Genomic DNA, 20,531 nt, shown 5'->3' with positions numbered 1-20,531 from the left:
ATGAACACCGGCTCCGGGGAGTATGGCGATGTTCGAGTGGTCCGACGAAGACCTGATGGTGCGAGATGCGTTGCGTGCGTTCATCGACAAGGAGATCAAGCCGCACATCGACGAACTCGAGACCGGACAGTTGCCGCCGTACGACATCACCCGGAAACTGCTGGCCACCTTCGGCGTCGACGCGATGGCCAAAGAAGCCCTGGAGAAAGAACTCGAGGCCGAGGCCAACGGTGAGAAGTCGTCCGGCGGCGGTGGCGGGAGCATGTCCAGCTCGACGTTCATGATCCTCAACATCGAACTCGCGGGTGTCTGTCTGGGGCTCGTCGGGTCGATGGGCGTCAGCATGGGACTGACCGCGTCCACCATCCGCGGCAAGGGAACCCTGGCGCAGAAGAAGCGCTGGCTGCCCGAGCTGGTGACGATGGAGAAGGTCGGTGCGTGGGCGATCACCGAACCCGATTCGGGCTCGGACGCGTTGGGCGGCATGAAGACCAGCGTGAAACGCGACGGGGACGACTACATCCTCAAGGGTCAGAAGACGTTCATCACCAACGGTCCCCACGCCGACACCATCGTGGTGTTCGCCAAGCTCGACGACGGCACCGACACCCCCATCCGGGACCGCAAGGTCCTGTCCTTCGTCCTCGACAAGGGTATGCCGGGGCTGACGCAGGGCAAGGCCTTCAAGAAGATGGGCATGATGAGTTCGCCGACCGGGGAGCTGTTCTTCGACAACGTGCGTCTGGGCAAGGACCGCCTGCTCGGCGAGACGGAGGACACCGGTGCGGACACCCGCGGCGGTGAGGGGGCCAAGGCTGGGTTCACCGCCGAACGCGTCGGGATCGCCGCGCTGTCCCTGGGCATCATCAACGAATGCCTGCGGCTCTCGCTCGACTACGCCAAGAACCGGAAGCTCTGGGGCCAGGAGATCGGGCAGTTCCAGCTCATCCAGCTCAAACTGGCCGAGATGGAGGTCGCGCGGATCAACGTGCAGAACATGCTGTTCAACGCGATCGAGCGGTCCACGGCGGGCAAGCCGCTGTCGCTGCCGGAGGCGTCGGCGATGAAGCTCTACTCGTCACGCGCGGCGACCGAGGTGGCGATGGAGGCCGTACAGCTCTTCGGTGGCAACGGGTACATGGCCGAGTATCGGGTGGAACAGCTTGCGCGCGATGCGAAGTCGCTGATGATCTACGCGGGCAGCAACGAGATCCAGGTGACCCACGTGGCGAAGGGGCTGCTGCGCGCCTGACGCGTCGGCGCCGTCATCCGTGCAGGAGGCGCCAGACACGATCGCGCGACATCGGTAGCTCGTGGGGCCGCACCCCGATCGCCCGGCGGATGGCATTGGCCAGCGCCGGCGCGACCGGATTGTACGGTGATTCGCTCATCGACTTCGCGCCGAACGGACCGAGCTCGTCGGCGGTGTCGGCGAAATAGACCTCGGTGGTGGGGATGTCGGCCATCTGCGGCACGCGGTAGGTGCGGAAGACGGGTGTGGTGACCACCCCGGCGCCGTCGAGCATGACCTCCTCGTAGAGCGATGATCCGATCGCCTGCGCCACGCCGCCTTCGACCTGCCCGAGGCACTGCTGAGGGTTCATCACGGTGCCGGCGTCGGCGGCCTGCACCGACTGCAGGATGATCACCGTGCCGGTCTCCGAGTCGACCGCAACGCGAAACGCCTGGACGTTGAACGCGATCGACCGGAGATCGCCGTTCTCCTCACCGGTCGCGACGACGCGGTCGGCGACCCTGGATGCGGGATCCGCCGCGTCGAGGAGTTCGGCGAACGACACGGTCCGGTCGCCGACGCATGCGCCGTCGGGGCCGAGTTCGATGCGGGCGGGGTCGGCGTCGGCGACGCGCGCGGCGGCCGCGACCAACTTCTCCCGCAGCGCGCGGCAGGCGCCGTGAATGGCCTTGCCCGCCACCGTCGTACCGGCAGACGCGAACGCGCCGGTGTCGTAGTCGGCCGCATCGGTGTCGCCGTGCGTGAGACGGACGCGGTCGGCGGTGGTGTGCACGGTGTCGGCGACGATCTGGGTGTGCACGGTGGTGGTGCCGTTGCCGAATTCCGCCGTGCCGACCCCGACATGGTAGGTGCCCTCGGCGTCCACCCCGACCTGCACGCGCGAGATGTGCCCGCGAGGTGCCATGGTGGCGATCGCGGCCAGCGCCATGCCCTCACCGACGCGCCAGTGCGGACCTTCCGGTGCCGCGACGTCGTTGCCACGTGACAGCGCCGCCTGTGTGAGGTCGAGGCATTGGTCGAGACCGTAACTGCCGTAGACGAGATCGGGTTCCGGTTCGGCGTGGGCGATGAGGAGCGGATCGCCGTCGGCCACCGCGTTGCGCCGGCGAAGTTCGAACGGATCGATGTCGAGGGCGACGGCGAGTTCGTCGATCGCGGACTCGACCGCGAAGATCACCTGTCCCAGACCGTATCCCCGGAAAGCGCCCGACGGCGGGTTGTTGGTGTAGACCACCTCCGCATCGATCCACTTCACCGGACAGTTGTAGACCGACACGGATTCGGCGCAGGCGTGGAACATGACACCGATCGCGTGGTTGCCATAGGCGCCGGTGTCCGACAGGACATCGACCTTCAGGGCGGTCAGCCGGCCGTCGGCATCGGCGCCGAGATCGACCGACACCCGGAACGGATGGCGGAACGTGGTGCGGCACATCTCGTCTGACCGGGACATCTCGTAGCCACAGGGTTTTCCGGTGCGCAGGACGGCGAGCGCGACGAGGTCCTCGGTGAGGAGTTCCTGTTTGCCGCCGAAGCCGCCGCCGACACGTGCGGCGAACACCCGGATACGGTCGGCGTCCAGGTCGAGGATGTGGGCCAGTTCATCGCGGACCAGGAACGGTACCTGCGTGCTGGTGCGGATCACGAGCCGGCCGTCGTCGTCGAGCCAGCCGATGCTGCCGTGGGTCTCCATCTGCGCGTGCGAGACGCGCGCGGTGGACCATGTGCCGGAGACGGTGACCGCGGAATCACCGAGGGCCGCATCGACGTCGCCGCCGAACCCCTGATGGAAGTCCGCGATCACGTTGCGGTCGGGGTGATTGACCCGGTCCAGCGGACCGCGGTCGGGGTGGATCAGCGGGGCACCAGGGCTCCGCGCCGCCTCGGGGTCGAAGACCGCGGGCAGGATCTCGTAGGTGACGTCGATGAGGCGGCATGCGCGTTCGGCCGCCGCCGCGGTGGTCGCGACCACCGCGGCCACCCGCTGACCGACGAACCGCACCACCGGATCCAGGATGAGCGTGTCGTCGGGATCGTCCTCGCGGTGCTCGTGGCGTGCGGTGGAAAACCTTCGGCCCGGGACGTTCTCGTGGGTGAGGATGAGTTCGACGCCGTCGACCTCCGAGGCGGCGGCCGTGTCGATCGAGAGGATCCGCGCGTGCGGATGCGGCGACGAGAGGACGCGCAGACAGGTCATGCCCGGGACCGCGACGTCGAAGGTGTAGGGCTCGGTGCCGGTCACCACCCGCCGGGCGGCGGGTGGTGAGACCGACGTGCCGACGGTGGGTTCCGCGGCGGTAGCGTCGCTGTCGGGGGGAGCCGGGACGGCGGAGACGCCGGCCTCGATGGATTGACGGATGGCGCGATAACCGGTGCAGCGGCACAGGTTTCCCTTCATCCTGCGCGGCAGGTCGTCGAGATCGTCGTCATCGAGAGTGGAGGCGGTGACGATCATGCCCGCCGTGCAGAAACCGCACTGGAAGCCGAAGTTGTCGACGAAGGACTGCTGCATCGGATGCAGGTCGTCGGGTGTGCCCAGGCCGGCGACCGTCGTCACCGACCGGCCGTCGATCCGCTGGGCGGGAAAGATACAGGAGTGCACGGGCTTTCCGTCGACCAGCACCGAACAGGCGCCGCAGTCGCCGGCGTCGCAGCCCTTCTTGACCTCGAAATGCGCGGACTCCCGCAGGAGGGTACGCAGGCACTGGCCGGGGCGCGGCGTGACGTCGTGGCAGGATCCGTTGACGGAGAACCTCATCGGGACGCCCCTTGTGCAGACGGCGCCGGGTCGGCGAGCTGTACACGGATCTGCTCGGCCAGTACGGCGGACACGCCCCGGCGCCAATCAGCCGATCCCAGCGGATCGCTGTAGTAGTCGTCGACGGAGTTCACCCGGTCGCGGAGATCGTCGGCGGTGGGGGTGCCGGGGAACCTCAGCAGGCACGGTCGTGTCGTGGCGGCGGTGATCCCGACGACGACCGATCCGTCGGCGTCACGGCGGCCGGTGAGGACCGCGCCCGACCTGCCGAGCTCGGCCAGTGCGATCTTGCGGAACGCGGTATCGGCGCGCATCGACGAGCCGGGGATTTCCACGGCGCGCAGCACCTCGCCGTCGGCGAGGCGATTGGTCCCGTTTCCGGTGATCATCTCCGCCACCGGGATTCGACGATCCGTACCGTCGGGGCACCAGATCTCCGCGATGCCGTCGAGGCCGGCCGCGAGCGAGACCATCGAGGCGGCGGCGAAGGACCGGCAGATGTTGCCGCCCACGGTGGCGACGTTCCAGATCTTGAAGGACGCGAGCAGTGCGTTGGCGCACTCGGTGAACAACGGCTGCGCCCGCCACCCGGGACGCGATTCGAGCGCGACGATGTCGGCGATGGGGCAGGTCGCGCCGATGCGCAATCCGCCGTCGGGCAGGTCCTCCAGTGCCGGCCAGTTCATCGATGTCAGATCGACGATGCCGCTGGTGTCCACCTGGGGTTCGGAGAAGAACCACGTGCCCCCCGCGACCACGGATTCGCCGGGGGCGAGCCGCAGATCGTCGCGGGTGCGGGCATATCGGTACCGCTCGATGGTGTGCAGATCCATCAACGCGCCTTGTCGATCAGTCTGCGGTGCTCCCGGGCGACCTCGGCGGCGACGAGATCGGGGTCGACCGTGAGCATCTCGCCGTCGGCGATGATCGGCCGGCCGTTGACCCAGCTACCCGTGACCGGCGGGATGGCACCGAGGACGAGGGCGGCGACGGGATCGGTGATGCCGCTGTGCGCCACCGACGACAGATCCCACAGGACGAGGTCGGCGAGCTTGCCGACCTCGATGGAGCCCGTGTCGGCGTCGCGGCCGAGGACTCGCGCCCCGCCGATCGTCGCGAGCTCGATGGCGGTGCGGGTGGTGAGCGCCGTCGGTCCGCCCCGCGCGCGTGCCATCAGGACGGCCTGGTGCGCCTCCTCGAGCAGGCGGCAGGACTCGTTGGAGGCGGCGCCGTCGACACCGAGGCCGACCGGGACGCCGGCGTCGACGAGGTCGCGGGTGCGGCAGATCCGGTTGCCGAGACGTGCGTTGGAGGTGGGGCAGTGCGCGACGCCGGTGGCGGTGGCGGCCAGCCGGGCGATCTCGTCGTCGTCGAACTCGATGCCGTGGGCGAACCAGACGTCGTCGCCGACCCAGCCGACCGATTCCATGTACTGCAGCGGAGTGCACCCGAATCGCTCGTCGCAGTAGGTGTTCTCGTCGAGAGACTCGGCCAGGTGGGTATGCATCCGGACGCCGAGTTCGCGCGCCAGCAGCGCGGATTCGCGGAGCAGGTCGGTCGTCACCGAGAACGGCGAGCAGGGTGCGAGGGCGATCCGGAGCATGGAGTCGGCGGACGGGTCATGCCACCGGGCGACGGCGTCGGAACTGGCCGCCAGGATGTCGTCGAGGTTCTGCACCACCGAATCCGGGGGGAGCCCGCCGTCCTTCTCCGACAGGTCCATCGAGCCGCGGGTCGGATGGAAGCGCAGACCGATCGTCTGCGCCGCGTCGATCTCGGCACCGAGGAGGTCGCCGCCCTCGGCAGGGAACACGTAGTGGTGGTCGGTGGTCGTGGTGCAGCCCGACAGGGCGAGTTGGGTGAGCCCGCCGAGCGCCGCGGTCCGGACGGCGGCCTCGTCGATCCCGGCCCAGATCGGGTACAGGGTCATCAGCCACTGGAAGAGCGTGTGATCGGCGGCCAGTCCACGGGTGATCCACTGGTACAGGTGGTGATGGGTGTTGACGAGCCCGGGGGTGAGGACGCGGCCGGTGCCGTCGACGCGCACCACGTCGTCGGGCAGTCCGGCTGGTGTCTCGCCGATCGCGACGATCCGGGTCCCGTCGATCAGGACGGATGCCCGGGGCAGTTCACGCCTGCCGTCGTCGACGGTGATGACGTAGGCGTTCTCGATGAGGGTCATGGGGCGGCCAGCCGAGCGGGCCGAGTCGTGACTGGGGGACACCCGCGTCACGCTACGACGATCGCGTTACAGACGGGTTTCGATGCGTCCCGACGGTCAGACATCCTCGACGAACAACGGTCGGCTGGGCGGGATGGCCAGCGCCAGCACGGTCGCGAGCACTGCTGCGCCGAGCGAGATCCCGGAGGCCCACAGGTACCCGGCCTCGCCGGGCACCATCACCGACGTGTCCGCCGGTCCCGGCGCGGACACCAGGGACCACGTCAGGATCATGCCGACCACGGCAGCCGACGTCGACGTCCCGACCACCCGCATGAGGGCGTTGACGCCGTTGGCCTCCCCGGTCTGCTCGACCCGGACGGCCCGCATGATCAGGGCCGGCATCGCGGAGTAGGCGATGCCCAGCCCGGCGCCGATCAGACACGCGACGACGAGCATCAGCCACCAGGTCAACGCCCACGATCCGGCCAGCCCGACGATGAACACCACGTACCCGACACCGATGACCGCACCACCGATCGCGAGGGATACGCGGGGCCCGAACGTGACGGTCAGCCGCGCACTGACGTGGGAGAAGACGAACATGAGGACGCCGCTGGGTGCGAGCACCAGGCTCGCCCCGAGCATGTCGAGACCGAGGCCGTTCGGGCTGGACGACGGCGCCATCAGCAGCTGAATCGGGATCAGCTGCATCGAGTAGAAGGCGAACCCCGTCGCCACCGACGCGATGTTGGTCAGCAACACGGGACGCTGGGCGGCCACCGAGAGGTCGATCAGCGGATTCGACGAGCGTCGTTCCAGAAAACGCCACGCGATCGCGATCACCACGAAACCGGCGAAGAAGCCGAGGGTCAGCGGGTCCGCCCACCCCCACGTCGCGCCCTTGGACAGCGGCAGCAGCAGGCAGACCAGCATCGCGGCCAGGCCGGCGGCGCCCAGCAGGTCGAACCGGCCACCCGCCTTGGCCGGGGTCTCCGGCACGGTCAGCGCGATGCCGAGCGCGCCGGCCACCGCTGCGGCACCACAGATCCAGAACAGCGCATGCCAGCTCAGGTGCTGGGCGATGGCGGCGGCGAAGGGCAGACCCAGGGCGCCGCCCACACCCAGCGACGCGCTCATCGTGCCGACCGCCGAGCCGAGATGGCGGGGCGGGACGATGTCGCGCATCACGCTGATGCCGAGCGCGATGGTGCCGAAACCGAGGCCCTGCAGACCGCGACCGATCAGGAAGGGCGGCAGCGCGGTCGACAGCGCACAGACGGCCGACCCGATCGCGACGCAGCTCATGCTCGCCAGCAGCATCAGCCGTTTGCCGTACATGTCACCGAGGCGCCCGCCGATCGGGGTGATGACGGCACCGACGAGCAGCGTGATCGTGAGCGCCCACGAGGTGTCCCCGGGGGACGCGTCCAGGAGGCTCGGCAGCTGCGGGATGAGCGGCACGATGATCGTCTGCATCAGCGCCACCACGATGCCGGCCGCACACAGGACGGTGACGGCGAGACGGGGATGGCGATCGGGGACCGCGGGAGGCTGTCCGGTCCCGCCGTCGACCGGACGCCGTATCGCACTCACGAAACTTCCACCTCCGATCGCTACGCTATCGAGTCGCGTGGCTGCGGAGAAATCGGATATGTCACACGGTGTCAGTGCGGGTGTGCCGGCGGTTCGGCGACGCTCGGGACGGATGTCAGGGCATCGGTCGGTAGGGCACCGAATCGCTGACGCCCGGGTCGACGTGGATCGGCCGTCCGAGCTGGGGGAACGCGCGCTGCGGGCAGGCCGGACGATCGCAGACCTTGCATCCGGCGCCGATCGGCACCACCGTGCGCGGGTCGGCGAGGTTCACGCCGGTCGAGTACACGAGACGCTCGGCGTGTGCGACGTCGCAGCCGAGCCCGATGGCGAAGCTCTTGTCCGGCGCGAGGTACGCCGATGGCTCGACGGTGGTCCGTGCCAGCCAGAAGTAGGAGCGGCCATCGGGCATCGACGACACCTGGGTGGCGATGCGGCCGGGGGTCGCGAAGGCGTCGTGCACCACCCACAGCGGGCAACTGCCACCGACCCGGGAGAAGTGGAACGCGGTTGCCGACTGGCGTTTGGAGATGTTCCCCGCCCGATCGACCCGCACGAAGATGAAGGGGATGCCCCGGCTGCCGGGGCGCTGCAACGTCGACAGCCGGTGGCACACGGTCTCGAACCCGACCTCGAATCCGATGCTCAGCAGTTCGATGTCGTACCGTGCCGATTCGGCGGCGCGCCGGAAGATCTCGTAGGGGAGCAGGAGCGCGCCGGCGAAGTAGTTCGCCAGGCCGATGCGGGCGACGGGAATCGATTCGGGGCTCAGGTCGTCGGCGTCGGCCACGAGGTCGTCGATCACGTCCGCCTGGGTGAGCAACGCCAGCTGGGTCGCCAGTTGGAAGGCCCGCTGTCCGGCGCTCAGCCGTCCGGCCAGGTGGACCACGGCCTCCGCAGCGTCGAAACGTCGCTTGGGCGTGACCGCACGTGTATGCGGATCGGTGTCGTGGGTGATCGCGACCCGGATGCCGTGATCGCGCGCAAGGAGTTCCCCGAGTTGCAGATCGAGGCCGCCGATCGACAGTCCGTTGTCGGCGAAGATCTGCTCGGCCGCCGTGTCGAGCGCGTCGATGTGATTGCGCCGGTCGTAGAAGAAGTCGCGGACCTCCTCGAACGGCATCGGGGTCGACGCGGGTCGGCCGGGGTCTCCGGTGGCCTGCGCGCGGTAGCTCTCGAGTTCGCTGTCGGCAGCGGTCAGTCGACGGTGCAGATTGACCAGGGTGCTGCCGATCGCGGGCATCCGGGCAACCAGTTCGGCGATCTCCGCGCGGCTCACATCCGGCGTGTCGGGTTGGGCGGCGAGTACATCGGCGAGATCGGCGACCAGCCGGGCGTCGCCGTCGGCGGCGAAGTAGTCGGCGTCCAGATCGAACTCGCGGCTCAGCGCCAGCAGGACCGGCACGGTGATCGGTCGCTGGTCGTTCTCCAGTTGGTTGACGTAGCTGGTGGACAGGTCGATCCGCCTGGCCAGTGCGGCCTGCGACAGTCCCCGCTCGTCGCGCAGGCGCCGCAGCCGTGCGCCGACGAACATCTTGGCCATGGAGCGAGGGTACCGCGCCTCGTGTTCACAACATTCGCAGTTCTGCGGCGTGGTGTCCGCAAAAATACGCCTTTGCCAGGTCTTTTCCTGCGGTCATCGCTCTGCATACAGTGCGAACATGATCAATCACCTGGTCCGCACCCGCCGCAGTTCCGAGGACTTCCCACAGCGCGAGCATCTGGCGCAGAAGATCGCCGAGATCGCCGTCGATCCGGTCGAGGTGCCGGCCGACACAGAAGAGATGGTGATCAACCGCGTCATCGACAACGCCGCGGTGAGTGCGGCGTCGGTGATCCGGCGTCCGGTGACGTCGGCGCGGCGGCAGGCGCAGGCGCATCCGGTCGCTCCCGGCGCGACGGTCTTCGGGATCGACGGCACGTACTCGCCGGAGTGGGCGGCGTGGGCGAACGGCGTCGCCGTACGCGAGTTGGACTTCCACGACACGTTCCTGGCGGCCGAGTACTCCCATCCGGGTGACAACATCCCGGCGCTGGTGGCCGTCGGGCAACACGTCGGTGCCGGCGGTGCGGATCTGATCCGCGGGCTGGCCACCGCCTACGAGGTCCAGATCGACCTCGTGCGGGGAATGTGTCTGCACGAACACAAGATCGACCACGTCGCCCATCTCGGGCCGTCGGTGGCCGCGGGCCTCGGCACGATGCTGGGACTCGACGAGGAGACCATCTACCAGGCGGTCGGGCAGGCCCTGCATCTCACCACCGCAACCCGCCAGTCCCGCAAGGGGCTGATCTCGAGTTGGAAGGCCTACGCCCCGGCCCACGCGGGCAAGATCGCCGTCGAGGCCGTGGACCGCGCGATGCGCGGCGAGGGCGCTCCCGCCCCGATCTGGGAGGGGGAGGACGGCGTGATCGCCTGGCTGCTCGGTGGCCCCGACGCCGAGTACACGATCGCCCTGCCGGGTCAGGGCGAGCCGAAGCGCGCCATTCTCGACAGTTACACCAAGGAGCACTCCGCCGAGTACCAGAGTCAGGCGCCGATCGACCTCGCCCGCCGTATGCGCGAGAAGATCGCCGACTTCGACGCGATCGAGTCCATCGTGCTGCACACCAGTCATCACACCCATGTCGTCATCGGCACCGGCTCGGGTGATCCCCAGAAGTTCGATCCGTCCGCCAGTCGGGAGACCCTCGACCACTCGGTGATGTACATCTTCGCGGTCGCCCTCCAGGACGGGACCTGGGATCACGAGGCGTCCTATGCGCCCGAACGCGCCAACCGACCGGACACCATCGACCTGTGGCGCAAGATCTCCACAGTCGAGGACCCCGAGTGGACCCGTCGATATCACTCCGCCGACCCGAACGAGAAGGCCTTCGGCGCCAAGGCGGTCATCACCCTGCTGGACGGTGAGGTCATCACCGACGAACTCGCCGTCGCCGACGCTCATCCGCTGGGTGCCCGTCCCTTCGGGCGCGAGCAGTACGTCGCGAAGTTCCGCGCGATGGCCGAAGGCGTCGTCGAGCCCGCCGAGCAGGACCGGTTCCTCTCCGCAGCAGCACAATTGGCGTCGATCCCGGCCGGTGGCCTGGCGGCCCTGAACACGCGGGTCCGGCCGGTCGTGCTCGACAAGGCGCCGCAGACACCGAAGGGGTTGTTCTGATGTCGCTGTTCTCCTCAGCCGTTCCCGACACCGAGAAGCGGCGTGCGCTGCGCGCCGGATTGTCGTCGGGAACCCTCCAGCGTTGGCCGGGAGCATTCTCACCACTCGTGTCGAAACTGATTGCAGAGGTCGGTTTCGAGGGTGTCTACGTGTCCGGTGCGGTGCTCTCGGCCGACTTGGGTCTACCCGACATCGGGTTGACAACCCTGACCGAGGTCGCGGCCCGGGGTGGGGCGATGGCGCGGGCGACAGATCTGCCGGCGCTCATCGACGCCGACACCGGTTTCGGTGAGCCGATGAGTGCGGCTCGGACCGTCGCGACCCTCGAGGACGCCGGCCTGGCCGGATGCCACCTCGAGGACCAGGTCAACCCGAAGAGGTGCGGTCATCTCGACGGCAAGGACGTGGTGCCCGTCGATGACATGCTCACCCGCCTCGCGGCCGCGGTCTCGGCGCGGCGGGACCCGGAGTTCGTCATCTGCGCGCGCACCGACGCCCGCGCGATCGAGGGACTCGATGCCGCGATCGATCGCGCCAAGGCCTACGCCGATGCCGGGGCCGACCTCATCTTCACCGAGGCGCTGCGTGACCTCGGGGAGTTCGAGAGGTTCCGCAAGGCCGTCGATGTGCCGCTGCTGGCGAACATGACCGAGTTCGGCAAGTCCGAGCTCCTCACCGCCGACCAGTTGCGCGACGTCGGGTACAACGCGGTGATCTATCCGGTCACCACGCTCCGCATCGCGATGGGCGCGGTGGAGCGGGGACTTCGCGAAATCGATTCAACCGGAACGCAATCCGGACTTCTCGACGGGATGCAGCACCGTAGCAGGCTCTACGAACTGCTCCACTACGCCGATTACAACGACTTCGATTCCGATCTGTTCACCTTCACCACCACCCTCGAAGGAGTACGACGATGACCGCGACCGAGACGATCGATCCGCCGACAATCCACAAGGGGCTCGCCGGTGTCGTCGTGGACACGACGGCCATCTCGAAGGTGGTGGCGGAGACGAACTCGCTCACCTATCGCGGGTATCCGGTCCAGGACCTTGCGCAGCGGTGCAGCTTCGAGCAGGTCGCCCATCTGCTCTGGCACGGTGAACTGCCGACGGCCGGCGAGCTCGATTCGTTCAGCGAGCGGGAGCGCGCCAACCGACGGATCGATCGGTCGACTCAGGCGGTCCTGCAACGCATCCCGGAGACCTGCCACCCGATGGACGTGGTGCGTACCGCCATCAGCTATCTGGGTACGGAGGATCCCGAGGAGGACCTCAGCACGCCGCAGGCCAATTACGAGAAGTCGCTGCGGATGTTCGCGGTGCTCCCGACCCTCGTGGCCGCCGATATGCGTCGACGCCGCGATCTCGACCCGATCGCGCCCCATCTCGGGCTGGGTTACGCGGAGAACTTCCTGTACATGTGCTTCGGCGAGGTCCCGGATCCCGTGATCGTCCGGGCATTCGAGAAGTCGATGGTCCTGTATGCCGAACACAGTTTCAATGCATCGACGTTCGCGGCCCGGGTCGTCACGTCGACCCGGTCCGACATCTACAGCGCGGTCACCGCCGCGATCGGCGCGCTCAAGGGGTCGCTGCACGGCGGTGCCAACGAGGCGGTCATGTACGACATGATCGAGATCGATCGTCCTGAGCGCGCACGCGATTGGCTCAACGCCAAACTCGATGCGAAGGAGAAGGTCATGGGCTTCGGTCACCGGGTCTATCGCAGCGGTGACTCACGGGTCCCGACGATGAAGCAGGCGATGATCGAGGTCACCGAGCTCACCGGTGAAAGTCGGTGGTGTGAGATCTATTCCGAGCTCGAGGCCGCGATGGAGGAACGCACGGGCATCAAGCCGAACCTCGATTTCCCCACGGGCCCCGCCTATCACATGATGGGATTCGACATCGCCTCGTTCACACCGATCTTCGTGATGAGCCGTATCACCGGGTGGACGGCGCATATCATGGAACAGGTCGCAGCCAACGCGTTGATCCGCCCCCTGAGCCAGTACTCTGGTCCACCCCAGCGTGTGCTGGATCCTGTTCTGTAGCGGTGCGCCTGCGGCGCGTGACGAGAGAGAGCCAAGTGTTCGACAAAGTTCTGGTTGCCAACCGTGGTGAGATCGCGATCCGCGCATTCCGCGCTGCTTATGAACTCGGGGCCAGGACGGTCGCGATCTTCCCGTACGAGGACCGGAATTCGGTGCATCGCCTGAAGGCGGACGAGTCGTATCAGATCGGTGTGCCGAATCATCCGGTGCGTGCGTACCTGTCGGTCGACGAGGTCGTGGGTGCGGCGGTGCGGTGTGGTGCCGATGCCATCTATCCGGGTTACGGCTTCCTGTCGGAGAATCAGGGTCTGGCGGCGGCGTGCGCGCAGGCGGGTATCACGTTCGTGGGTCCGTCGGCGGATGTGTTGGAGTTGACCGGCAACAAGGCGACCGCGGTGGCGGCGGCGAAGGCGGCGGGCCTGCCGGTGCTGGCGTCCTCGGAGCCCTCGGCCGATGTCGAGGAACTGTTGGCGGCCGCGGCGGACATGCAGTTCCCGGTGTTCGTCAAGGCGGTGGCCGGTGGTGGTGGTCGTGGTATGCGGCGGGTGGCCGATCCGGATGATCTCGCCGATGCGATCGCGGCGGCCTCGCGGGAGGCGGATGCGGCGTTCGGCGATCCGACGGTGTTCCTGGAGCAGGCGGTGGTCAATCCGCGCCATATCGAGGTGCAGATTCTGGCCGACACCCACGGCAACGTGATCCATCTGTTCGAGCGCGATTGTTCGGTGCAGCGGCGTCATCAGAAGGTGATCGAGTTGGCGCCTGCGCCGAATCTGTCGCCGGAGTTGCGGGAGAAGATCTGCGCGGACGCGGTGGCGTTCGCCAAACACATCGGTTACACGTGTGCCGGCACCGTCGAGTTCCTGCTCGATGAACAGGGGCGGCATGTGTTCATCGAGATGAACCCGCGGATCCAGGTCGAGCACACGGTGACCGAGGAGATCACCGATGTGGATCTGGTGGGGTCGCAGTTGCGGATCGCGTCGGGCGAGTCGCTGGCCGATCTGGGTCTGTCGCAGGATCGGCTGCAGATCCGTGGCGCGGCATTGCAGTGCCGGATCACCACCGAGGATCCGGCCAACGGATTCCGGCCCGATGTCGGGCGGATCACCGCGTATCGCAGCCCGGGCGGTGCCGGCGTGCGTCTGGACGGTGGCGCGGTCCTCGGTGCCGAGGTGTCCGGTCATTTCGACTCGATGCTGGTGAAGTTGACGTGTCGGGGCCGCGACTTCCCGACCGCGGTGCGGCGTGCCCGACGTGCGGTGGCCGAGTTCCGGATTCGTGGCGTGGCCACCAACATTCCGTTCCTGCAGGCCGTGCTCGACGATGTCGATTTCCGTGAGGGGCGGGTGACGACATCGTTCATCGAGGACCGTCCGCAGCTGCTGACGTCGCGATCCTCGGCCGATCGCGGCACCAAGATCTTGAACTATCTCGCCGATGTCACGGTGAACAAGCCGCACGGGGAACGCCCGACGAAGGTGTACCCGCGCGACAAGCTGCCCACCCTGGATCGGGCGACGCTGGCATCTCCGCCGGACGGGTCACGGCAGCGTCTGTTGGCGCTCGGGCCCGAGGGCTTCGCGGCCGACCTGCGTGACTCCAAGCGGCTCGGGGTCACCGACACGACCTTCCGTGATGCCCATCAGTCGCTGCTGGCGACCCGGGTCCGCACGTCGGGCCTGATGATGGTGGCACCGTATGTGGCGGCGTTGACCCCGCAGTTGCTGTCGGTGGAGTGCTGGGGCGGCGCGACCTACGACGTGGCGTTGCGGTTCCTCAAGGAGGACCCGTGGGATCGGCTGGCGCAGTTGCGCGAGGCGATTCCCAACATCTGCCTGCAGATGTTGCTGCGTGGGGCGAACACGGTCGGCTACACCCCGTACCCGACGAAGGTGACCACGGCGTTCGTCGCCGAGGCGACCGAGGTCGGCATCGACATCTTCCGCATCTTCGATGCGCTCAACAACATCGATCAGATGCGCCCGGCCATCGACGCGGTCCGCGAGACCGGTACCGCGGTCGCCGAGGTGGCGATGAGCTACACCGGTGATCTGGCGAACCCGGACGAGGACCTCTACACGCTGGACTATTACCTGCGGCTGGCCGAGCAGATCGTCGACGCCGGCGCGCACGTGCTGGCGATCAAGGACATGGCGGGTCTGCTGCGCGCCCCGGCCGCGACGACCCTGGTCTCGGCGTTGCGCAAGGAGTTCGATCTGCCGGTGCACGTGCACACCCATGACACCCCCGGCGGGCAGTTGGCCACCTATCTCGCGGCGTGGCAGGCCGGGGCGTCGGCGGTCGACGGTGCCAGCGCGGCATTGGCCGGGACCACCAGCCAGCCGGCGTTGTCGGCGATCGTCGCGGCCGCGGCGCACACCGACCGCGACACCGGGCTGGATCTGCAGGCCGTGTGCGATCTGGAACCGTACTGGGAGGCGCTGCGCAAGGTGTACGCGCCGTTCGAGTCCGGGCTGCCCGCACCGACCGGGCGGGTCTACACCCATGAGATCCCGGGCGGTCAGCTGTCGAATCTGCGGCAGCAGGCCATCGCACTCGGACTCGGCAACCGGTTCGAGGCGGTCGAGGAGGCCTACGCCGCGGCCGACCGCATGCTGGGCCGGCTGATCAAGGTGACCCCGTCGTCGAAGGTCGTCGGTGACCTCGCGTTGGCTTTGGTGGGCCGTGGCGTCACCGCGAGCGAGTTCGCCGCCGACCCCTCCGCCCATGACATCCCGGATTCGGTGATCGGATTCCTGCGCGGTGAACTCGGTGACCCCGCAGGCGGGTGGCCCGAACCGTTGCGCAGCATCGCGTTGAAGGGTCGCGGTGAGGCGCCGCCGCCGGAGACGCTGACCGACGATGATTCCGACGCCCTGGACATCCCCGGGCGCAAGCGGCAGGAGACCTTGAACCGCTTGCTGTTTCCCGCTCCGACGAAGGAGTTCGAGAAACACTACGAGGAATTCGGTGACACGTCGCGGCTCTCGGCGAATCAGTTCTTCTACGGCCTGCGCTATGGCGAGGAGCACCGTGTCGAACTCGAACCCGGCGTCCAACTGCTGATCGGCCTCGAAGCGATCAGTGAGCCCGACGAGCGGGGCATGCGCACCGTGATGTGTGTGCTGAACGGGCAGCTGCGTCCGGTGTCGGTGCGCGACGGCTCGGTGGACTCCGAGGTCGAGGCCGCCGAACGGGCGGACCGCTCCAACCCGCATCACATCGGCGCCCCGTTCGCCGGAGTGGTCTCCCTGACGGTCGACGTCGGCGACGAGATCGCCGCCGGTGCCGCCATCGGCACGATCGAGGCGATGAAGATGGAGGCCACCATCACCGCGCCGCTGGGCGGCAAGGTCGCCCGTGTCGCCGTCGGCGCCGTCACCCAGGTCGCCCCCGGCGACCTGCTCATCGAGATCGGGTAGCCGAGCCGTCGACGACGAGGTCCGCGCGATCACGGGTGGTGGCGACGAGCGTGGCGTTCGGCTCGTCCACGGTCTCCACCCACGCGCGCGCCTCGTTCGGCGACTTGCCGGCGGCGACGTGGCGGGGCACCAGCCGGTCGCGACGGACGTCGGCCGGAGCGTCCACGTAGTACAGGCGGGTGAGAAGGCCGGCGACCGGTGACCATCGCCCGTCGTCGAGCGCCAGGTAGTTGCCCTCGGTGATGATCAGTGCCGCCGTCGCGGGTAACACCAGGGCCGCGGCGATGGGCTCGCCGGTGGTGTGGTCGAAGTCGGGGGCATAGACGTCACCCTCGGCACTGATCGCTCGTGTCAGCAGCGCGACGTAGCCATCGACGTCGAAGGTGTCCGGGGCCCCCTTGCGGCCGGCCCGATTCAGTTGCGTCAGAACGGTGTCCGAGAGGTGGAAGCCGTCCATCGGCAGGTGACCGACGAAGCCGACGCCGTGCAGCGCGCGGTAATGCTCGGTGAGGGTCCGCGCCAGCGTGGTCTTCCCCGAGCCGGGTGGTCCGGTGACGCCGACGACGATGCGCTCGCCGGTGTGGGCGGCGAGCGCATCGTCGAGATCGGTCAGGACGGACACAGGGGAACGATAGACCGGCCCCTCAGTTCCCCGCGCCGAAGTAGCTGACGTCGTCGTTGCCGATGAGGTCCGGCACGGTCCAACCATCGAGGTCGTACTCGGCCAGGCACTGCTCGGCGAGCCCCTTCATCGACTCGACGCCACCACGGTTCTGCGCGGCGAACAGCAACTCCGCCTTCACATTCTCATGGTTGCCGGAGTAATTGCGCTCGTAGAGCTCATGGCGTCCGCCGAACTCGGTGCCGATCGAATCCCACAGCGCCTTCATCACCTTCACCCGATCGACGGCGGTGATGCCATCGGAGCCGCGGACGTACTTGTCCAGGTACGGCCGGACGTCAGGACTCTTGAAATCGGCGGCACTCGACGGCAGGTAGATCAGCCCGGACGCGACGTCCTGCTCGATGATCTCCTTGATCCGCGGGTAGCCCTGCATCATGAACATCCGGTAGGTCAGGCCGTACTCCAATCGTGGGATCACGGTGTCGCCGATCCACGGTTCGGGGTTGTGGGCCATCGCGTCACTCAGCGTCCAGAACAGGTTTCGCCAGCCGATCACCTCGCCCACCCGGGTCTGCACGCCGCGGAATCCGCCGGACCCGGTGCAGTCCAGGGCCTTCATCAGCAGGCCGGCGATGAAGTCGAGTTTGACGGCCAGTCGTGTGCAGCCCTGGAACGTGAAGCGCGGCAGGAAGCCCGATTGCGGGAAGAAGGCGTTGATCCGGTCCACGTCCCCATACATGAAGACGTTCTCCCACGGTACGAGCACCTTGTCGAAGACGAAGATGGTGTCGTTCTCGTCCATGCGGCTCGACAACGGGTAGTCGAACGGGCTGCCCATCACCGCGGCCTGCTCGGTGTAGGACGTCCGGCAGATCAGCTTGATGCCCGGGGAGTCCATCGGCACCGTACAGATCAGCGCGAACTGCTTCTTCTTGATGGGCAGGCCGTAGTGGGCGATGAAGTTGTAGTTGGTGATCGCCGAGCCGGTCGCCACGACCTTGGCGCCCGAGACGATCAGGCCCGCGTCGGTCTCCTTCTCCACCTTCATGAAGACGTCGCCGACCTCGTCGGGCGGCAATTGGCGGTCCACCGGCGGATTGATGATCGCGTGGTTCCAGTAGAGGACCTTCTCCTGGGATTCGCGGTACCAGCGTTCGGCGTTGGCCTCGAACGGTGCGTAGAGGTCCTTGTTGGCGTGCAGGGTGCCGAGGAAGCTCGCCTTGTAGTCGGGGGAGCGGCCCATCCAGCCGTAGGTCATCCGGGCCCACTCCGCGATCGCGTCGCGTTCCTTGAGCAGATCGGCCGAACTGGTGGGCGCCTTGAAGAACGGCATGGTGACCCCGCCGTTGCCCGTGTCGGTCGGCGCGGTGACCTTGTCCCTGGTGGCGGGGTCGTGCATCGAGTCGTAGAGGCGGGCGGTCATCCGGATCGGGTTGCGGAACGCCGGGTGGGTGGTGACATCCTCGACCCGGTCCCCGTGCAGCCAGATCTCGCGACCGTCACGCAGTGATTCGATGTACTCGTCCCCGGTCATCGGGCGCGACGCGAAGTTGCGGGTCTTGTTGGCGGGACTGTCGGCGGCCGGATTCTCCTGCGGCGCATCGGTCTCCGGGCGTTCGATGGTCGTCATGATTGATACCTCTCTCTGATGGATTGATCGATGATCGTGATGAATCGTGCGAACGACGCGGGCGTCGCAGTCACGCCGGTTGCCCGGAGTTCGTGAGGTGGAACGGGGTGAATGTGGTCGTCGAGTCGAACCAACCCGAATGCGGATCGTCGGCCGACAAGGTCCAGAGCGAATCCACGCTCGGATCACCGAGGTCATGAAAAGTGCTGCGATAGTAGAGAAGTGGCGGCTTTCCACTGGCCTGCGCATCGACGATCTCGCCGATGAAGATGATGTGGTCGCCGCCGTCGTAGCTTCGCCACGGGGTGCAGCTGAGCGTCGCCGCCGAGCCGCACAGGATCGGTGCGGTCGGGCCGTCGGCCCAGACCGGTCCAGGCGTGGCGGGCCGCCCGGCGAAATGCATTGCGATGTCGAGCTGATCGGCGGCGAGGATGTTGACCGCGAACGGCGAGTGGTCCAGGAACCCGCACGCCTTGGACTTCCGGGTCATCGTCACCTGACACAGCCGCGGTTCGAGGGACACGGCGGTGAACGCGGTCACCGTCGCGCCATGGGGTTGTCCCTCGGCGTTTGTGCAGGTGATCACCGTGACACCGCTGGCGAATTGGCCGAACACGTTCTGCAGGGCCTTGCGTTCCATGTCGTCCTCCTTTCTCCTGGGGCAGAATGTGATGTAGAACATAAAGCGACCGCAGCCGCCTGACGATCCGCCGAACGCGACGGCGAGCCGGATAACGCGGCGAACCCGTGGGGAGCGATCGGCGGTCGTGAGGAGACACTGATGAGCCAGCTCGAACGGCTGCGGATCCCGGGTGACCCGGACTGGGATGCGGCCTCGGCGGCCGTGTCGGACGCCTACTTCCCGCACGATCTGAATCCGCGGGACTCGGCCAGTACCGCGGCCGACGTCGACGTCGCGGTCACGGTGGTGGGCCCGTTGCGGATCGCGCGGATCGGCTGGGGCGCAGAGGTCGCCGTCCACTCCGATCACCCCGGTGCCTACGGCATCAACGTCCCGCTCGGCGGTGTGCTGGAGACGTGCGTCGGGGGTCATTCGGTGGTGTCGACCAGCGGACTGGCCACGGTGAATCCGCCGGATACGCCGGCCGACATCATCCGGTGGTCGAGCACCTGCACCATCGTCGGTGTGAAGATCGACCGCGACTTCCTGCAGCACGAGGTCGGCCGGGTGACCGGGCTGCCGGATGCACCGATCCCGGATCAGCTCGACCTGCGGTCACCGGCGGGTGCGAGCTGGCTGCGGCTGGTGCGGTCGATCGCGGGGCAACCCGCCGACGATCCGCTCCTGGCCAATCCGCTGGTCGCCGAGCAGTTGGCGGCGTCGCTCACCGACGCGTTCCTGCTCGCCGCGCTGCCCGACGACCCGACCGATCACCTCGTGCCGCGACCCCGGATCGTCACCCGCGTACTCGACGCATTGCGGGCCGATCCGGCACGTCCGTGGACGGCGGCGGACATGGCGCAGGTGGCGGGGGTGAGCGTGCGTCGTCTGCAGGAGGGTTTCCGGGAGTACGTCGGCAAGACGCCTCGTGAGTGCCTCACCGAGATCCGGCTCGCGGCGGTCCATGACGAGTTGACGAGCGGGCGGGCGATCAGCGTGACCGATTCGGCCATGACGTGGGGGTTCACCCACACCGGCCGGTTCGCCGCCGCATTCCGGCAGCGCTACGGCGTGTCACCCTCCCAGGTGGTGCGAGACTGAGAAGTGGTGTGGGCGAGGTGGTCTCGATGTGCGTGCTCGCACGGTGGCCCGCCGGCCACCCGACCAGCGGTGCGCTGGCGCTGATCGGGTAGCCGGGGAGCGTGGCGAGGAGGCGTACCGAGATCACTCTCGGCGACG

The 20,531-nt window shown here is 67.8% G+C and carries 14 protein-coding genes; 6 read left to right on the top strand and 8 right to left on the bottom strand.

Features of this window, described 5'->3' with window-relative positions; translation table 11 throughout:
• The first annotated feature begins 28 nt into the window (after positions 1-28).
• Positions 29-1,252: an acyl-CoA dehydrogenase family protein gene (locus D7316_RS07160; RefSeq protein ID WP_124707668.1), complete on the top strand. Its 1,224-nt coding sequence runs from the start codon at positions 29-31 to the stop codon at positions 1,250-1,252.
• 13 nt (positions 1,253-1,265) lie between these two features.
• Here the strand turns inward: D7316_RS07160 and D7316_RS07155 are convergent, their stop codons facing one another.
• The 5 genes from D7316_RS07155 to D7316_RS07135 all read right to left on the bottom strand — a co-directional run bounded on the left by D7316_RS07155 (position 1,266) and on the right by D7316_RS07135 (position 9,313).
• Positions 1,266-4,013 carry a molybdopterin-dependent oxidoreductase gene (locus D7316_RS07155; RefSeq protein WP_124707667.1) on the bottom strand — a complete coding sequence of 916 codons (2,748 nt, stop codon included), beginning with the start codon at positions 4,011-4,013 and terminating at the stop codon, positions 1,266-1,268.
• The gene (locus tag D7316_RS07150) at positions 4,010-4,846 is read right to left on the bottom strand and encodes an FAD binding domain-containing protein (RefSeq protein ID WP_124707666.1); all 837 of its coding nucleotides are present in this window, start codon (positions 4,844-4,846) and stop codon (positions 4,010-4,012) included. Before D7316_RS07150 ends, D7316_RS07155 begins: the two co-directional genes overlap by 4 nt.
• The gene (locus D7316_RS07145; protein WP_124707665.1) at positions 4,846-6,195 is read right to left on the bottom strand and encodes an 8-oxoguanine deaminase; all 1,350 of its coding nucleotides are present in this window, start codon (positions 6,193-6,195) and stop codon (positions 4,846-4,848) included. Before D7316_RS07145 ends, D7316_RS07150 begins: the two co-directional genes overlap by 1 nt.
• A gap of 96 nt (positions 6,196-6,291) precedes the next feature.
• Positions 6,292-7,770 carry an MFS transporter gene (locus D7316_RS07140; RefSeq protein ID WP_124707664.1) on the bottom strand — a complete coding sequence of 493 codons (1,479 nt, stop codon included), beginning with the start codon at positions 7,768-7,770 and terminating at the stop codon, positions 6,292-6,294.
• Positions 7,771-7,885: 115 nt separating this feature from the next.
• Positions 7,886-9,313 (bottom strand): short-chain fatty acyl-CoA regulator family protein, encoded by a 1,428-nt coding sequence (locus D7316_RS07135; RefSeq protein WP_124707663.1) that lies wholly within the window; start codon positions 9,311-9,313, stop codon positions 7,886-7,888.
• 118 nt (positions 9,314-9,431) lie between these two features.
• Here D7316_RS07135 and prpD point away from each other — a divergent pair, with 118 nt between their 5' ends.
• From prpD to D7316_RS07115, 4 genes are read left to right on the top strand one after another with little or no spacing between them, the layout of a single operon-like run.
• On the top strand, positions 9,432-10,934 hold the full coding sequence (gene prpD, locus D7316_RS07130) for a 2-methylcitrate dehydratase PrpD (protein WP_124707662.1): 1,503 nt from the start codon (positions 9,432-9,434) through the stop codon (positions 10,932-10,934).
• On the top strand, positions 10,934-11,854 hold the full coding sequence (prpB, locus tag D7316_RS07125; protein ID WP_124707661.1) for a methylisocitrate lyase: 921 nt from the start codon (positions 10,934-10,936) through the stop codon (positions 11,852-11,854). Before prpD ends, prpB begins: the two co-directional genes overlap by 1 nt.
• Complete coding sequence (locus tag D7316_RS07120) at positions 11,851-12,990, top strand: bifunctional 2-methylcitrate synthase/citrate synthase (RefSeq protein WP_124707660.1); 1,140 nt, start codon at positions 11,851-11,853, stop codon at positions 12,988-12,990. Before prpB ends, D7316_RS07120 begins: the two co-directional genes overlap by 4 nt.
• Positions 12,991-13,025: 35 nt before the next feature.
• Complete coding sequence (locus tag D7316_RS07115) at positions 13,026-16,415, top strand: pyruvate carboxylase (RefSeq protein ID WP_124707659.1); 3,390 nt, start codon at positions 13,026-13,028, stop codon at positions 16,413-16,415.
• Here the strand turns inward: D7316_RS07115 and D7316_RS07110 are convergent.
• From D7316_RS07110 to D7316_RS07100, 3 genes are all read right to left on the bottom strand, one after another.
• A complete protein-coding gene (locus D7316_RS07110; protein WP_232016809.1) occupies positions 16,399-17,037 on the bottom strand; it encodes a nucleoside/nucleotide kinase family protein in 639 nt (212 codons plus the stop codon). The genes D7316_RS07115 and D7316_RS07110 overlap by 17 nt on opposite strands.
• Before the next feature lie 22 nt (positions 17,038-17,059).
• Positions 17,060-18,670: a 4-hydroxyphenylacetate 3-hydroxylase family protein gene (locus D7316_RS07105; RefSeq protein WP_124707657.1), complete on the bottom strand. Its 1,611-nt coding sequence runs from the start codon at positions 18,668-18,670 to the stop codon at positions 17,060-17,062.
• A 70-nt stretch (positions 18,671-18,740) separates the two neighbouring features.
• Positions 18,741-19,310, bottom strand: coding sequence for a flavin reductase family protein (locus tag D7316_RS07100; protein ID WP_124707656.1), 570 nt, complete (start codon positions 19,308-19,310; stop codon positions 18,741-18,743).
• Between the two features lie 141 nt (positions 19,311-19,451).
• Here D7316_RS07100 and D7316_RS07095 point away from each other — a divergent pair, with 141 nt between their 5' ends.
• Complete coding sequence (locus tag D7316_RS07095) at positions 19,452-20,393, top strand: AraC family transcriptional regulator (RefSeq protein ID WP_124707655.1); 942 nt, start codon at positions 19,452-19,454, stop codon at positions 20,391-20,393.
• Positions 20,394-20,531: the final 138 nt, after the last annotated feature.

Source organism: Gordonia insulae (assembly GCF_003855095.1).
Taxonomy (GTDB): Bacteria; Actinomycetota; Actinomycetes; order Mycobacteriales; family Mycobacteriaceae; genus Gordonia; species Gordonia insulae.
Note: the sequence above shows the minus strand (reverse complement) of the source record. Positions and strands in the feature narration are given on the sequence as shown.

What these genes read in the sequence shown, in the direction of transcription:
- D7316_RS07160 (WP_124707668.1), top strand. Translation starts at nt 29, where the DNA reads ATGTTCGAGTGGTCCGACGAAGACCTGATGGTGCGAGATGCGTTGCGT.
- D7316_RS07155 (WP_124707667.1), bottom strand. Translation starts at nt 4,013, where the DNA reads ATGAGGTTCTCCGTCAACGGATCCTGCCACGACGTCACGCCGCGCCCC.
- D7316_RS07150 (WP_124707666.1), bottom strand. Translation starts at nt 4,846, where the DNA reads ATGGATCTGCACACCATCGAGCGGTACCGATATGCCCGCACCCGCGAC.
- D7316_RS07145 (WP_124707665.1), bottom strand. Translation starts at nt 6,195, where the DNA reads ATGACCCTCATCGAGAACGCCTACGTCATCACCGTCGACGACGGCAGG.
- D7316_RS07135 (WP_124707663.1), bottom strand. Translation starts at nt 9,313, where the DNA reads ATGGCCAAGATGTTCGTCGGCGCACGGCTGCGGCGCCTGCGCGACGAG.
- prpD (WP_124707662.1), top strand. Translation starts at nt 9,432, where the DNA reads ATGATCAATCACCTGGTCCGCACCCGCCGCAGTTCCGAGGACTTCCCA.
- prpB (WP_124707661.1), top strand. Translation starts at nt 10,934, where the DNA reads ATGTCGCTGTTCTCCTCAGCCGTTCCCGACACCGAGAAGCGGCGTGCG.
- D7316_RS07120 (WP_124707660.1), top strand. Translation starts at nt 11,851, where the DNA reads ATGACCGCGACCGAGACGATCGATCCGCCGACAATCCACAAGGGGCTC.
- D7316_RS07105 (WP_124707657.1), bottom strand. Translation starts at nt 18,670, where the DNA reads ATGACGACCATCGAACGCCCGGAGACCGATGCGCCGCAGGAGAATCCG.
- D7316_RS07100 (WP_124707656.1), bottom strand. Translation starts at nt 19,310, where the DNA reads ATGGAACGCAAGGCCCTGCAGAACGTGTTCGGCCAATTCGCCAGCGGT.
- D7316_RS07095 (WP_124707655.1), top strand. Translation starts at nt 19,452, where the DNA reads ATGAGCCAGCTCGAACGGCTGCGGATCCCGGGTGACCCGGACTGGGAT.